Origin of the sequence: Actinoplanes oblitus (genome assembly GCF_030252345.1) — a bacterium.
In the GTDB taxonomy this organism is placed as follows: Bacteria; Actinomycetota; Actinomycetes; order Mycobacteriales; family Micromonosporaceae; genus Actinoplanes; species Actinoplanes oblitus.
Genome location: NZ_CP126980.1, coordinates 6,042,704 through 6,056,144, shown reverse-complemented (window position 1 = coordinate 6,056,144; position 13,441 = coordinate 6,042,704). Strand labels below are relative to the sequence as shown.

Annotated in this window: 17 protein-coding genes; 12 read left to right on the top strand and 5 right to left on the bottom strand. The window is 71.0% G+C overall.

From position 1 onward, the window contains the following. Window positions 1-197: 197 nt before the first annotated feature. Window positions 198-1,493 (top strand): endo-1,4-beta-xylanase, encoded by a 1,296-nt coding sequence (locus Actob_RS27360; protein WP_284914700.1) that lies wholly within the window; start codon window positions 198-200, stop codon window positions 1,491-1,493. 35 nt (window positions 1,494-1,528) lie between these two features. Next, window positions 1,529-3,010, top strand: coding sequence for a non-reducing end alpha-L-arabinofuranosidase family hydrolase (locus Actob_RS27355; RefSeq protein ID WP_284914699.1), 1,482 nt, complete (start codon window positions 1,529-1,531; stop codon window positions 3,008-3,010). A 51-nt stretch (window positions 3,011-3,061) separates the two neighbouring features. On the opposite strand, the gene Actob_RS27350 is transcribed toward Actob_RS27355, so the two are convergent. Next, a complete protein-coding gene (locus Actob_RS27350; protein ID WP_284914698.1) occupies window positions 3,062-3,724 on the bottom strand; it encodes a hypothetical protein in 663 nt (220 codons plus the stop codon). A gap of 128 nt (window positions 3,725-3,852) precedes the next feature. Here Actob_RS27350 and Actob_RS27345 point away from each other — a divergent pair, with 128 nt between their 5' ends. Continuing rightward, entirely contained in the window at window positions 3,853-4,179 is a 327-nt protein-coding gene (locus Actob_RS27345) for a TraR/DksA family transcriptional regulator (RefSeq protein WP_284914697.1), read from the top strand. Here the strand turns inward: Actob_RS27345 and Actob_RS27340 are convergent. Together Actob_RS27340 and Actob_RS27335 are read right to left on the bottom strand one after the other, a co-directional pair. After that, a complete protein-coding gene (locus tag Actob_RS27340) occupies window positions 4,176-4,337 on the bottom strand; it encodes a hypothetical protein (RefSeq protein ID WP_284914696.1) in 162 nt (53 codons plus the stop codon). The genes Actob_RS27345 and Actob_RS27340 overlap by 4 nt on opposite strands. Window positions 4,338-4,552: 215 nt before the next feature. Further along, the gene (locus Actob_RS27335; RefSeq protein WP_284914695.1) at window positions 4,553-5,980 is read right to left on the bottom strand and encodes a GGDEF domain-containing protein; all 1,428 of its coding nucleotides are present in this window, start codon (window positions 5,978-5,980) and stop codon (window positions 4,553-4,555) included. A 163-nt stretch (window positions 5,981-6,143) separates the two neighbouring features. On the opposite strand from Actob_RS27335, the gene Actob_RS27330 reads away from it, so the two are divergent. The 3 genes from Actob_RS27330 (at window position 6,144) to Actob_RS27320 (ending at window position 8,868) form a co-directional block, all read left to right on the top strand. Further along, a complete protein-coding gene (locus Actob_RS27330) occupies window positions 6,144-6,872 on the top strand; it encodes a hypothetical protein (protein ID WP_284914694.1) in 729 nt (242 codons plus the stop codon). A 17-nt stretch (window positions 6,873-6,889) separates the two neighbouring features. After that, window positions 6,890-8,236 carry a copper amine oxidase gene (locus Actob_RS27325; RefSeq protein ID WP_284914693.1) on the top strand — a complete coding sequence of 449 codons (1,347 nt, stop codon included), beginning with the start codon at window positions 6,890-6,892 and terminating at the stop codon, window positions 8,234-8,236. Between the two features lie 62 nt (window positions 8,237-8,298). Continuing rightward, on the top strand, window positions 8,299-8,868 hold the full coding sequence (locus Actob_RS27320) for a DUF305 domain-containing protein (protein WP_284914692.1): 570 nt from the start codon (window positions 8,299-8,301) through the stop codon (window positions 8,866-8,868). A gap of 69 nt (window positions 8,869-8,937) precedes the next feature. Here the strand turns inward: Actob_RS27320 and Actob_RS27315 are convergent, their stop codons facing one another. Both Actob_RS27315 and Actob_RS27310 read right to left on the bottom strand, forming a co-directional pair. Beyond that, window positions 8,938-9,261, bottom strand: a complete 324-nt coding sequence (locus Actob_RS27315; protein WP_284914691.1) for a hypothetical protein — start codon at window positions 9,259-9,261, stop codon at window positions 8,938-8,940. 61 nt (window positions 9,262-9,322) lie between these two features. After that, entirely contained in the window at window positions 9,323-9,622 is a 300-nt protein-coding gene (locus Actob_RS27310; protein WP_284914690.1) for a YbiU family protein, read from the bottom strand. A 41-nt stretch (window positions 9,623-9,663) separates the two neighbouring features. Here Actob_RS27310 and Actob_RS27305 point away from each other — a divergent pair, with 41 nt between their 5' ends. The 6 genes from Actob_RS27305 (at window position 9,664) to Actob_RS27280 (ending at window position 13,337) form a co-directional block, all read left to right on the top strand. Beyond that, a complete protein-coding gene (locus tag Actob_RS27305) occupies window positions 9,664-9,876 on the top strand; it encodes a hypothetical protein (RefSeq protein ID WP_284914689.1) in 213 nt (70 codons plus the stop codon). Between the two features lie 192 nt (window positions 9,877-10,068). Then, window positions 10,069-10,866, top strand: a complete 798-nt coding sequence (sigJ, locus tag Actob_RS27300; protein ID WP_284922393.1) for an RNA polymerase sigma factor SigJ — start codon at window positions 10,069-10,071, stop codon at window positions 10,864-10,866. A gap of 83 nt (window positions 10,867-10,949) precedes the next feature. Beyond that, entirely contained in the window at window positions 10,950-11,300 is a 351-nt protein-coding gene (locus tag Actob_RS27295; RefSeq protein WP_284914688.1) for a DoxX family protein, read from the top strand. Window positions 11,301-11,468: 168 nt separating this feature from the next. Continuing rightward, window positions 11,469-12,026 (top strand): GNAT family N-acetyltransferase, encoded by a 558-nt coding sequence (locus Actob_RS27290; RefSeq protein WP_284914687.1) that lies wholly within the window; start codon window positions 11,469-11,471, stop codon window positions 12,024-12,026. A gap of 149 nt (window positions 12,027-12,175) precedes the next feature. Next, the gene (locus tag Actob_RS27285; protein WP_284914686.1) at window positions 12,176-12,562 is read left to right on the top strand and encodes a TipAS antibiotic-recognition domain-containing protein; all 387 of its coding nucleotides are present in this window, start codon (window positions 12,176-12,178) and stop codon (window positions 12,560-12,562) included. Window positions 12,563-12,866: 304 nt separating this feature from the next. Then, a complete protein-coding gene (locus Actob_RS27280; RefSeq protein WP_284914685.1) occupies window positions 12,867-13,337 on the top strand; it encodes a hemerythrin domain-containing protein in 471 nt (156 codons plus the stop codon). The last annotated feature ends 104 nt before the right edge of the window (window positions 13,338-13,441 follow it).

Genomic DNA, 13,441 nt, shown 5'->3' with positions numbered 1-13,441 from the left:
GTTGCCGGGTCGCGACTTATGCGCTGCTGACCTGCTGATATGTTGCCGCCTCGGCGCGGCGGCGGCCATTTCTCGATGCGAACTTGAGTCCTAGAAAATGTTCTGGCAATATCCGTCAGCAGCTTGGGATCGCTCCCATCAATGGCCATCCGGAAATGGCCGCACCTCGGTGATTCCCCTCCCCGAAAGGCTCCACCATGGCAAGCTCCCCATCCCCGCGGCGCCGGTGGCGCAAGTACCTGCCGGTCGTGCTGGCCGGCACGATCGCGGCGGGCACCGCGATCGCCTTCGCCGGCACCTCGGACGCCGCGAGCACGCTTGGCGCGTCCGCGGCCGCCAAGGGCCGCTACTTCGGTGCCGCGATCGCCGCGTCGAAGCTCGGCGACGGCACCTACGCGAACATCCTCAAGACCGAGTTCACCTCGGTCACCCCGGAGAACGAGATGAAGTGGGACGCCACCGAGCCGTCCCGCGGCACGTTCACCTACGCCGCCGGTGACAAGATCCTCAGCACCGCGCAGGCCAACGGCCAGAAGGTACGCGGGCACACGCTGGCCTGGCACTCGCAGATGCCGTCCTGGGCGCAGGCGCTGTCCGGCAGCACGCTGCGCTCGGCGATGCTCAACCACGTCACCCAGGTCGCCACCCACTACCGGGGCAAGGTCTACGCCTGGGACGTGGTGAACGAGGCGTTCGCCGACGACGGCCGGGGCTCGCGCCGCAACTCGACGCTGCAGCAGACCGGCAACGACTGGATCGAGGCGGCGTTCAAGGCGGCCCGCGCCGCCGACCCGAACGCCAAGCTCTGCTACAACGACTACAACACCGACGGCGTGAACGCGAAGAGCACCGCCGTCTACAACCTGGTCAAGGACTTCAAGGCTCGCGGCGTGCCGATCGACTGCGTCGGCTTCCAGTCCCACCTGACCAACACCGCGCCCAGCGACTACCAGGCCAACCTGCAGCGCTTCGCCGACCTGGGCGTCGACGTCCAGATCACCGAGCTGGACATCTCCGGCAGCGGCCAGGCCGCCGCGTACGCCGCCGTCACCAAGGCCTGCCTGGCCGTGTCCCGGTGCACCGGGATCACCGTCTGGGGCATCCGGGACAGCGACTCGTGGCGTACCGGGACGAACCCGCTGCTGTTCGACTCCTCGGGGAAGAAGAAGGCCGCGTACACCTCGGTGCTGAACGCCCTCAACGCCGGGGGCACCGCGGGCGGCTGCACCGCGGCGATGACCACCGGCACCGTCTGGGGCGACCGGTACAACACCTCGGTGACCGTGAGCGGCGCCGGCAATTGGACGGTGGTCGTGGCCATCACCGCGCCGCAGAAGATCACCGCCACCTGGAGCGGCACGGCCACCTGGGACACCAGCGGAAACGTGATGACCGTGAAGTCCAACGGCTCCGGCAACACCTTCGGGTTCACCACCGCCTTCAACGGCAACAGCACCGCCCGGCCGCAGGTCAGGTCCTGCACCGCCGGCTGACCGCCAGTTCCCGAACCATCCCCGAGGAGCACATGATGACAACCCGACCGGGACGGCGCCGCTGGTGGCGTGTCGCCCTCGCCGCGGTGACCCTCGCCGCCGGTGGTGCCGCCGTGGCGATCACCGCCTCCCAGGCCTCCGCCTCGACGATCAACACCAGCGCTTCGTACGTGCTGGTCAACCGCAACAGTGGCAAGGCGCTGGACGTGTACAACCTGGCCACCAATGACGGGGCCAAGATCGTTCAGTGGGCGCGCAACGACCAGGCGCAGCAGCAGTGGCAGTTCGTCGACTCCGGTGGTGGTTTCTACCGGCTCAAGTCGAAGTTGTCCGGCAAGGTGCTGGACGTCTACAACCTGTCGACGGCCGACGGCGGCGCGATCGTGCAGTGGACCGACAACAACACCACGAATCAGCAGTTCAGCGTCCAGGACGTGGACGGCTACATCCAGCTGATCAACCGCAACAGCGGCAAGGCCGTCGAGGTGCAGGGCGCCTCCACCGCCGACGGCGGCGCCGTCGCGCAGTACGCCGACTGGAACGGCGCCAACCAGCAGTGGCAGCTCGTCCAGGTCGGGTCGTCGACGCCGACGGCCACGTCGACCGGCACCTGCGCGCTGCCGTCGACGTACAAGTGGTCCTCGACGGGCGCGCTGGCCACCCCGAGGTCGGGCTGGGCCTCGCTCAAGGACTTCACCACCGCGCCGTACAACGGCAAGCAACTGGTCTACGCCACCACGCACGACACCGGGTCGTCGTGGGGCTCGATGAACTTCGGCCCGATCACCAACTGGTCGGACCTGGGCTCGGCGACCCAGAACAAGATGACGTCGGCGGCTGTCGCGCCGTCGCTGTTCTACTTCGCGCCGAAGAACATCTGGGTGCTCACCTACCAGTGGGGCGGCTCGGCGTTCTCCTACCGGACCTCGAGCGACCCGACCAACGCCAACGGCTGGTCCGCGGCGCAGCCGCTGTTCACCGGAACCATCTCCGGCTCCGGCACCGGGCCGATCGACCAGACGATCATCGGTGACGGCACGAACATGTACCTGTTCTTCGCCGGGGACAACGGCAAGATCTACCGGGCCAGCATGCCGATCGGGAACTTCCCGGGCAGCTTCGGCAGCACCTCGACGGTGGTCATGAGCGACACGACGAACAACCTGTTCGAGGCGCCCCAGGTGTACAAGGTGCAGGGCCAGAACCAGTACCTGATGACCGTGGAGGCGGTCGGCGCGAACGGCAGGTACTTCCGTTCCTTCACCGCCACCAGCCTCGCCGGGTCGTGGACCCCGCAGGCCGCGACCGAGGGCAACCCGTTCGCGGGCAAGGCGAACAGCGGCGCCACCTGGACCAACGACATCAGCCACGGCGAACTGGTCCGGGTCAGCGCCGATCAGACCATGACCGTCGACCCGTGCCACCTGCAGCTGCTCTACCAGGGCCGCTCGCCGAGCTCCGGCGGCGACTACGGGCTGCTGCCGTACCGGCCGGGCCTGCTGACGCTGGTCCGCTGATCGGTTCGCGACGGGCGCCCACCGCAGGCCGGTGGGCGCCCTTCGGCGGACCTACGCCGTCACCCACCACCACCCGTCGCCCACCTCCCGCCGCGGCAGGCCCTGACCGCCCGGTGCGGTGTTGATGTAGTTCGCCATGTCGGGCGGGCCCGGGTAGTACGCGAGACCGGTCCCCGCCTCCGCCCGCCAGTCCTGCCAGATTTGGATGAACACCGCCGTGGGGCCGGCGTAGGCGAACCCGGTCGGGCACAGCGGGCGCAGCTCGGCCGGCAGCACCAGGTCACCCTCGCGGTCGAGACGCCCGGCCCGGTAGTCCTCGGCCAGCCCGGCGAACGCGGCGCGATGGGTGCGGTACTGGTAGTCGACGTAGTCCAGCGGCGACGGCTGCCGGGTAGTGGCGATTACCCCGGCGGCGGCCAGGACCAGGCTCAGGGCGGCGACCGCCCACGACCGTCGCAGGCAGGCGATCAGGACGGCCGTGATCGATACCGAGGCCGCGAGCAGCAGGGTGGCGAACCAGAGCGCCAGCGCCAGGTACGACCCGCCGAACGACGGCGACAGGGCGAGCCGCAACACCGGCACGAGAAGCAGCCAGCCGGAACAGCCCAGGGCCAGGTGCACCAGGCCGCGGCGACTCCAGGGAGCCGTCCTGCGCGCCGGGGCCGGCCCCGGATCCTCGGCGTCCCGATCGGCCAGATCCCACAAGAATGTCATTCGGCTTCTCCACGGTCGGCGTCCGGCGCCGATCGTAGGGTCGCGCCACGTCGTCGAGGAGCTTCCCCACGACTTCTCCCCGAACCCTTCACAAGTCCGGTCCGGGGTGACGTGGTTAGTCTCGGACCATGGTGCGCGACGAGCTGCTGCGCCGGCGGGCGGACGCGGAGTCCGAGGCCGCCACCCTGGCCCGCGACCTGCAGGCGCTGTTCGCGGCGTCGCGGGACTCGAACGCCGACGACGAGCACGATCCGGAAGGCGCCACCATCGGGTTCGAACGCGCCCAGCTGACCGCGCTGCTGGCCGCCGCCCGGGACCGGATCGCCGAGCTCGACGACGCGCTGCGCCGGGTGGACGCCGGCGGTTACGGCATCTGCGAGCGATGCGGGCGGCCGATCGCCCCGGCACGGCTCGCCGCGCGCCCATTCGCCCGCTGCTGCGTCGAGTGCTCCTAGGTGTTCTGCATCACCTTGAGTGTCCAGAACAGCAGGAAGGCGAGAGCCGCCAGCGCGGCGAGGGCCAGTCCCACCATCACGGCGAACGTCCGGGACAGCGCGGCGAAGCGCCTCCGGGGCGGCTGGCTGGGCGGCGGGTCGGCCTCGAAGTCGAACACGACCGCACTGTACGCGAGGTCACCCGGCAGGGATGATCCGCCGCGCCCCCGGCGCCTGCGACCCTGGCCGGGCCGGAATCGCCGCAGGGGAGAGGCTCGCATGAACGGTTGGCTGATGTGGGGGCTCGTCCTCCCGCTGCTCCTGGTGGTCGCGGGCATCATCGTCATGCTGCGCAAACGGAACGGCCGCCGCTGAGACGCGCGCCGGCGAACGGTCAGGCGGGCACCGCGACCCGGTTCCGGCCACCGGCCTTGGCCTGGTAGAGCGCCGCGTCCGCGCGGGCCGTCAGCTCCTCGGACGTCTCGGTGCCGTCCCACTGCGCGACCCCGGCCGAGAACGACTGCCCCAGCGGGGTGGCCAGCCGCATCCGGTCGACGATCTCGCGAGCCTGCTCCACCGTCGCGTCCGGCAGCATCAGCACGAACTCCTCGCCGCCGTACCGGGCCAGGTGGTCGACCTCGCGGGACTGCGACGACCATGCTGCCGCGGACTCCTTGAGCAGGCGGTCACCGGCCGGATGCCCGTACGCGTCGTTGAACTTCTTGAAGTGGTCGATGTCGATCACCGCGACGGTCAGCGGAGCGCCGCTGCGCCGCGCCCGCTCGATGCCCCGCGGCAGTTCGGTGTTCCAGGCGCGGCGGTTCGGCAGGCCGGTCAGCTCGTCGGTGACGGCCAGCTCGCGAGCCTTCTCGGTCTGCACGTCGAGCTGGGTGAGCAGCTGCGACATGCGGGTGACCACGAGCAGGAACAGCGCGGCGCAGCCCACCGCTATCGACAGCACATCGGTCACCCGGTTCTGGGTCGCCTGCACGATCAGCAGGCCCGGACCGATCAGCGAGGCGAAGGTGAGCGCGAGCAGCAACGGCCGGCTGATCCGGGCCGGTCGCGGCGCCACGGTCCGGGCCAGCGACCGGGCGTCCTGGTGCACGGCGGCGGCGCCGAACAGCAGGTAACCGGCGAGGAAGATGTCGGCGAGCACTCGGTGCGCGACGGGGCCCGGCTCCCATGCCATCTGGTTGATCAACGCCCACGTGCCGTCACCGGCCAGGAAGCAGATCAGCGCGGCCGACACCAGCCGGAACGAGGTGTTCTGGCCGCTGCCGCTGAGCATCAGCCGCACCGTCATGGCCAGCAGCACCACGTCGCCCAGCGGGTAGGCGACGCTGACGATGTGCCCGAGCAACCCGATCGTCGGGTCGGCGGCGGCCGGCTTGACCATGAAGACCCAGGCCAGCAGGCCGATCCCGGTGGTCAGCGTGGTCGCGTCGACGAGGCTCGACCAGTCCCGGTGCGCGGTGCGGCGGCGGATCAGCAGGAACATCCCCGCCGCCACGGCGGGATACAGCGACAGGTAGGCGGCGTCGGCCCAGGACGGAAAACCAGGACTGAGCTGCGTACGCGTGAGCACGTACTCCACCAGGATCCCGCCGGAGTTCCCGGCCACCCCGAGCGCGAACAGCCACCACGACACGGCCATGGCGGGCCGGCTGCGGCGTACCCCGACGATGATCGCGGCGGCGGCGAACCAGCCGCAACCGACCTGCCAGATCAGCTGGAGCGTGCCGCCGTCGGGCACGACCAGGAACCCGGCCAGCCCGGCCGCCGCGACAGCCAGGTAACACCGCATCAACCGGTTACTCACATCGTGATGACACCCGGTGACGGTTTCCAGCCGGGTCGTATTCGGGAGCAGTCCGGTTGCCATTGTTGACAAAGATGGCGATTAAATCACCTTACGTGAATTTTACCCTCTACTTGGGAGGGTCCCTGGCGCATCACCAAAGCGACGGGGAGGAATGCCAACAGTGGATCGATACCGAAAATGGGGCTGGGGTCTGGGCCTGGCCACGGTGTCCGCGGTGAGCGCCTTCGGCCTCGCCTCCTGGCAGGCGCACGCCGCGCCCACCACATCGCCCACCTCGGCCGCGCCGGCCGAGCAGGCCCGGGTCTCCGACCCGAGCCCGCTGCCGGAGGCCGCCACCGGCACCGGCAGTGACCCGCTGACCGGTACCGAGGTCGACAAGGCGCGTGCCGCCGCGCTCACGCCGCAACTGGCGGCGAACGCCCGGGACGTGACGGGCAAGGCCGGCCCGGAGTACCTGGCCACCGAGCTGGACGAGGACGGCGGCCGGCAGGCCGAGGTCTACTTCTACGACTACCAGACGGAGAGGCTGGTCAAGCAGGTCGTCGACCTGAAGTCCGGCAAGATCGCCAAGTCGTTCACGGCGGCCGGCATGCAGCCGCCGGCGTCCCCGCAGGAGGCCAAGGTCGCGCTCGACCTGCTGGCCGCCGACCCGCTGGGCGCCGACTTCAAGACGGCCTATCAGAAGGCCACGGGCAAGGCATTCGACGCGGCGGCCGGCGCCGAGCCGATCGCGCACATCTACACCGCCAAGCCCGCCGACCGGGGCGCGAGCCAGTGCGGCAAGGACCGGTGCGTGCAGCTGATCGTCAAGAGCGCGGACGGCCACTACATCAACGTCACCGACGTCGTCGTCGACCTGTCCGGGCGCAAGGTCGCCCGGCTCAAGTGAACGGGGTTCGCAGCAGCATGACGTACCGAATGATCGCCGGGGCCGCCGCGGTCCTGACCGCGGCCACGCTGGCGGTGACCGCGCCCGCCGCCGCCCAGGCGGCTCCGGCGGCGGCGACGCCGTGCGGTGCCTCGGCGATGGTCAAGGAGACCCTGCCGAACGGGACCACCTGGCAGATGTGCTGGCGGATCAACGACAAGGCCGGCCTGGTCCTGGACCACGTCTTCGTGGCCACCAAGCGTTACCCGAAGCCGGTGCAGGTGCTGGACTCGATCCGGCTCGCGCAGCTGAACGTGCCCTACGACACCGGTGACACCGAGTACAACGACCTCACCGCCATCGGCATGGGCGGTTACGGCATGGAGACGCTCACCGGCGACGACTGCAAGGGCGGCTCGATCCGGCTGGGCTCCGACGGTGGCGGCGAGCCCGAGCAGCGCAAGGTGCTGTGCGTCAGCGCCGAGCCGCGCGGCCTGGCCTACCGCCTGCACGACTACCAGTACGACCCGAACACCGACCAGGACGTCGAGAAGGTCTACTCGCAGCAGGGACACGACCTGGTCCTGCGGACGATCAGCAAGCTCGGCTGGTACGAGTACGTCACCGAGTACCGCCTGCACGACGACGGCCAGATCACCGCGCGCCTGGGCGCCACCGGCGACCTCGCCCCGAGCGAGTACTCGACGAGCAGCAACGGCTGGCCGATCGGCAAGGCCGCCCGTGACTACTCGACGATGCACTACCACAACGCGTTCTGGCGGGTCGACTTCAACATCGCCGGCAAGGGCGGTGAGAAGGTCGAGCAGTACGACACCACGACGGCGGGCCGGGGCACCGTGGCCACCAAGCTGAAGACCACCCGCACCGCGATCGCCAAGGAGGGCACCTTCACCAAGGTGAACCAGCGCTGGTGGCGGATGGTCAGCCCGACCAGCAAGAACGCCGACGGGCACCAGCGCTCCTACGAGCTGGTGACCACCGGCGGCGACCGGTACGAGGGGCACCCGGAGACCAAGCCGGACGTGACCTTCAGCCAGAAGAACGCCTGCGAGAAGTGGGCCAGCGACAACGCCTCCGACCCGGAGTGCCCGCTGAACGACAAGACAGTCGTGGACTTCGTGAAGAACAAGGAGAAGCTGTCCGACCCGGTGGCCTGGGTGCGGGTCGGCTTCCACCACGTGCCGCGCGACGAGGACCAGAGCCCGATGCCGATGCACTGGCAGGGCTTCGAGCTGGTGCCGCGGGACTTCACCGAGATGAACCCGCTGACCCCGGCCGGACGCGCCGGCCAGAACGGCAACCAGAGCGACAACCCGGGCGACAACCCGAGTGGCGCCCCGAGCGTCAGCCCGAGCGGCAACTGAACCGAGCCCGGCCCGGTGACCACGTCACCGGGCCGGTGCCGTACCCGAAGAAGGGTTTGATCGTGAATCTCCGTCGCCTGGCCGCGGCACTGGTCCTGCTGATCGCCGGCGTGGCGGCCGTCCTGCTGCGCACCGGCCACGCGCCGGAACGGCAGCAGGCCGTCGCCGCCGAGTCGGTGGTGCGGCCGTCCGGCATCGACGTGCACTTCGCGCAGATGATGGTGCGCCATCACGAGCAGGCTGTGGCGATGAGCCGCACGCTGATCGCCAAGGGCGGCGTGCCGGAGCGGATCCGCCTGATCGCCGAGTTCATCATCCAGGACCAGCAGGTCGAGATCGATCAGACCAACGAGTGGCTGACCGCGTGGGACGAGCCGGCCGCCGATCCGGCGACCGGCGGCGCCGAGCACGGCATGCTGAGCGCCGCCCAGCTGGGCGAGCTGGACCGCGCCGACCCGCGCGCGGCACCCGCCGTGTTCCTCCGCCTCATGATCGAGCACCACCGGGGCGCCATCACCATGTCGCGGTCGCTGCTGGACGGCCCGGACGGCAACCCCTACGTCCGCAGCCTGGCCAAACACGTCGTCAACGAGCAGACCGCCGAGAACGACGCGATGGCCGCGCTGCTCTGATCCGGCAACCCGGACGGCATCCGGACAGCTCTCGCGGGCCCGCTCGGCTGAGCGTCGCGCGGACGCCCGTCAACCCGGCCGGCGGGCGTTCAGCGCGAGCACGATCAGCATGAGCACCACGAACATCAGGGTGAAGAAGACCTCGGCCACCGACCTGCCCTCGTCCCACGCCGCCGGCAGGTACCGGCCACCGACCCGGAGCAGCGCGATCGCCCCCGTCGACAGCAGCACCGAGGCGGTGAGCAGCGGCCGTCGCACCGGGCGGCCGAAGAGCCGGACGCCGCGGCCGCGGCGCCGCCGGCGCAGCAGGACGTAGGCGAGAGCCAGGGCCAGGGCGGCGACGGACAGGAACAGGCCGTCCAGAGCGAGCAAGGGATGCTCGGGCAGTGTCACGCCGGAGAATCTAGCAGGGGCACCCTGTCCAGAAGCGACACTTCGCCGGACCCCGGCCGGGTCAGTCCAGGCCCAGGCCGCGGCGGCCGATCGCGTTGAGGTCGGCGGCCCGGAACCGGTTGGGCCAGTCGCGCTCGTAGTGTTCCGCCGGGAAGTCGCTCGGGCTCTCACCCGACAGGAAGGCTTCGCGTACGGATGCCGCGTACCGCTCGTTGCGCGGGCACCACGGAGCGGCCGGGATGTACATGACGTTGCCCCAGCCGCGCTGGTCCGCGACCGGCGCCACGCTGTGGATCATGTCGCAGTGCCACCAGACCGAGTCGCCCGCCCGCACGTCGGGGATGCCGGACAGGGCCTCCATCAGCGGCGCCTCACCGGGCGCTCGGTGCCCCGGCCGGCGGGGTGATCGCCGACCTGATCGCCCTCGCCGACCCGCAGGAGGTGGTGGTCGGCGGCTCCTGGGGCCCGGCCCTGCTCGACGACATCCTGGCGGCGGCCACCTGGGCGCCGCGCGAGGTCCCGGTCCGGACCACCACGCTGACCACCGACCCGGTCCTGACCGGAGTCCGGGCCGCGGCGCTCGGCCGCCTGCGGGAGGACGTCGCCTCCCGATAGGCCGCCGGGCGGTGGGGCCGACGTGGCAGAAGCACACCATCGAGGCCTGGTCATGGGTGAGACCTGAGCCCGTCCCGGTCGTGTCGGCCGGCGGTCCTGGATTATGGCCAGGTGGCGGAGGACGCGGTCGTGGCAGCGCATGAGCGGCTCTTCGCCGAGCACCGCGGGCTGTTGTCCGCTGTGGCATACCGCATGCTGGGGAGCTTCACCGAGGCCGAGGACGTCGTGCAGGATGCCTGGCTGCGCTGGCACCGCGTCGACCTCACCGCGGTCGAGGACGCCGAGGGCTTCCTGGTCCGGGTGACCATCCGGTTGGCGATCGACCGGCTACGCGGCGCCCGCCGACGCCGGGAGTCGTACTTGGGGCCGTGGCTGCCCGAGCCGATCCTCACCCGATCCGATGTGGCCGAGGACGTGGTCCTCGCCGAGTCCGTGTCCACCGCACTGCTGCTGGTCCTGGAGCGGCTGTCGCCACGGGAGCGGGCGGTGTTCGTCCTGGGCGAGGTCTTCGGGTACCGGCCCGCCGACATCGCGCGGCTGATCGGGCACGAGGAGCATGCGGTGCGGCAACTCGGATACCGGGCCAGGAAGGCCGTCGAGGCCGGCCGGCGGCGCTATGACAGCGATCCGGTGACCCGGCGGCAGGTCACCGAACGGTTCCTGGCCGCCTGTGCCGGTGGTGACATCGCCGCGCTGATGGCGGTCCTCGCACCCGACGTGACGATGATCAGCGACGGCGGGGGCGCGACCGGCGCGCCGCGCCGGCCGATCAGCGGGCGCGAACGTGTGGCCCGCGCGATCGTCGTGCTGTCCCGGCAGCGCCCCGCCGGATCCGTCTTCCGGATCGCGCCGCTCAACGGCGGACCCGGTCTGGTCGTGCGCACGGACGCCAGGGTCGTGCTCGCGATGACCCCGCACCTGGTCGACGGCGACGTGCGGACGCTGCATGTGGTCAGCAATCCGGCGAAACTGGCCGGCGTCGTCGGGTGACCAACGCCACATCGCGTGACAGAACGCGCGGCTGCCACGTCCGTGTGGCGACCGATCCGCCAGGCCCGGACAGGGAGATCCTGATGTCCATCCCGCATGTCACCGTGACGCTGCTCGCCTCGGCCCTCAACGCCGCCGCCGCTGTGGCCAACCTCGCCGGCCACGACTACCCGAAGAAGCAGGCGGACCTGAACCGGGTGCCCCGTTCCTGGGTACGCCCCTTGGGCGCGCTGCTGGGTGCGGGAGCACTCGGACTGCTGGCCGGCTTCGTGGTGCCCGCGGTGGGTACGGCGGCCGCCACCGGACTGGTGCTGTACTTCCTCGTCGCGCTGGGAGCGCACGTCCGGGCGGGCAACTACCGGCTGGGCGGCTGGGCCGTGTTCTGCACCGCGGCCGTCGCCGCCCTCGCGGTCAACCTTCCCGGCACCTGTTAGCAGCGGACGGTTGTCGGGCTCCGGCACAGGGCCGTCCGTGGCGGCGGCTCACCGAGGGCACCGACCCGGCCGCCGGTGCCGAGCCACCGGGTGCGGTGGCGCCGCGGCTCGGACATGGCCGGATAAACCGGGAGATCGATCGTCGCGCGTCCACTAGGGTTCTGCCCCATGCAGAGCGGAACCCTACGCACCGAACGCCTCGAGCTCCGCCCAGTGCGTGACGAGGACATCGACCGGATCCTGGAGTACCGCAACCTGCCCGCCGTCACTCGCTGGCTGCTGCGCACCGAGGTCGACCCGGACGCCTTCCGGGCGGCCTGGCGCCGCGCGGCGGAGGATCCCGACGACCACAGCGTGGCGGTGACCCTCGACGGCCTGGTGATCGGGACGGTCTCGCTCGACGTGCTCGACGGCATGGGTCAGCCCGGCATGCCACAGCTGACGGAGGCCGATCTCGGCTACATCTTCGACCCCGCGTACGGCGGCCGCGGCTACGCGACCGAGGCGGTCACCGCGATGGTGGCACACGCGTTCGGCCGGCTGTCCGTTCGGCGGATCACCGCCGGCTGCTTCGCTGACAACCTGGCCTCGGTGCGGATCCTCGAGAAGGTCGGCATGCGTCGTGAGCAGCACGGCGTCGGCGACTCGTGGCACGCGGAGCTGGGCTGGGTGGACGGCTACACCTACGCCCTGCTGGCCGAGGAATGGCGCCGGGGGACGCGATAGGAGAGCCGAGGAATGGCGCCGGGGACGGCGCCATCGGAAATCGGCTTGCGAGGCGGTCGCCGGCGTGTGACCGTTCGCTGCCGCCGGCGTTCACGAAGCGCCGGTCGGCGATCGTCAGCGACCCCTAGCGACAGGCAATGACACCGCAGATGAGCACCTCCACGATGAACCCCGAGACCGCCGACCGGTCCCGCCGCGCACTCGCCGCAGAGCAGGCCGCCAGCCTCGCCGCGACCAACGACTGGGCCCATGTCGACAAGGATCGGGTCCACCGCGACTGGCACGAGCTGTACGGCGAGATCGCCGCTGCCATCACCGCCGGTGCCCAGCCGCGGGACGAGGCCGTCCAGGAACTGGTCGACAGGCACTACGCCATCGCCAGCCGGTTCTACGCCCCGAGCCGGGACGCCTACCTCGGCATGGCGCTGCTCTATGCCGAGGACGACGCCATGCGGGACTGGCACAACTCCTACCACCCGGACATGGTCGAGTTCCTCGGCGCGGCGATGATGCGGTACGCCGAGACCCGGCTCTGACGGGCGGCGACCACCACCGGCGGCATCGCCCAGCTCAGCAGGGACGCGCCCCGGGCGGTTGAGGACGGCGGCCGGGGCTCGGCGAGATCGTCGGCCCCGGACCGTCCGCCGCCGCCCGGTCCGCCGGGCTTGCGGCCGCCGCTTTCCGGTACGCGAGGCCGTACCGGAAAGCGGCGGAGCGCACCCGAAGCGCACCTCGCGCGAACCGCGGACCTGCGGCACGGCCGGACAGGACCATGGTCCCTGCGTCTCGCGGCTCTCCCGGCCGACCCTGGGAGGGTGGGCGACACGGGAGGACGGCGTGATGTGTGAGTACTGCGGCTGCCAGGAGGTCGCGGCGATCGACCTGCTGACCAGGGAACACGAGCACGTGGTCAACCTGGTCGGCGACGTTCGCGCGGCGCACGCGGCCGGTGACGTGGCCGGGATGGCGGCGCTGGCCCGGCGGATCGCCGAGGTCCTGCGCCCGCACACCGCTGTCGAGGAGGGCGGCCTGTTCCCGCTGCTGGCCGGCGACTTCCCCGGCCAGATCGCCGCGCTGGAGGAGGAGCATCGCCGGATCGAGGCGGTGCTCGGCGCGGCCGCCGCCGGGACCCCGGGCGATCCGGCCTGGCCCCAGCGGTTGCTGGACACGCTGGAGGTGCTGCGCGAGCACATCCTCAAGGAGCAGGACGGCGTCTTTCCCGCCGCGCTGACCACCCTCGACGGCACCGGCTGGGACACCGTCGACGCGGTCCGCGCCCGGGTCGGCACGCTGCTGCCCGGCGCCGGGTGAGAAGCATCGGGTCGGCGGCCGGTACCCGAGCGGTCTCCCGCCCGGACATCCCGGGGAGGGATTGACACCGGAGTCCGGAGCCGGGCACGTCACACTGGGGCGTG

Coding starts and splice junctions, on each gene's coding strand:
- Actob_RS27360 (WP_284914700.1), top strand. CDS start 198: ATGGCAAGCTCCCCATCCCCGCGGCGCCGGTGGCGCAAGTACCTGCCG.
- Actob_RS27355 (WP_284914699.1), top strand. CDS start 1,529: ATGACAACCCGACCGGGACGGCGCCGCTGGTGGCGTGTCGCCCTCGCC.
- Actob_RS27350 (WP_284914698.1), bottom strand. CDS start 3,724: ATGACATTCTTGTGGGATCTGGCCGATCGGGACGCCGAGGATCCGGGG.
- Actob_RS27345 (WP_284914697.1), top strand. CDS start 3,853: ATGGTGCGCGACGAGCTGCTGCGCCGGCGGGCGGACGCGGAGTCCGAG.
- Actob_RS27325 (WP_284914693.1), top strand. CDS start 6,890: ATGACGTACCGAATGATCGCCGGGGCCGCCGCGGTCCTGACCGCGGCC.
- Actob_RS27310 (WP_284914690.1), bottom strand. CDS start 9,622: ATGGAGGCCCTGTCCGGCATCCCCGACGTGCGGGCGGGCGACTCGGTC.
- sigJ (WP_284922393.1), top strand. CDS start 10,069: ATGCTGGGGAGCTTCACCGAGGCCGAGGACGTCGTGCAGGATGCCTGG.
- Actob_RS27295 (WP_284914688.1), top strand. CDS start 10,950: ATGTCCATCCCGCATGTCACCGTGACGCTGCTCGCCTCGGCCCTCAAC.
- Actob_RS27290 (WP_284914687.1), top strand. CDS start 11,469: ATGCAGAGCGGAACCCTACGCACCGAACGCCTCGAGCTCCGCCCAGTG.
- Actob_RS27285 (WP_284914686.1), top strand. CDS start 12,176: ATGAGCACCTCCACGATGAACCCCGAGACCGCCGACCGGTCCCGCCGC.
- Actob_RS27280 (WP_284914685.1), top strand. CDS start 12,867: ATGTGTGAGTACTGCGGCTGCCAGGAGGTCGCGGCGATCGACCTGCTG.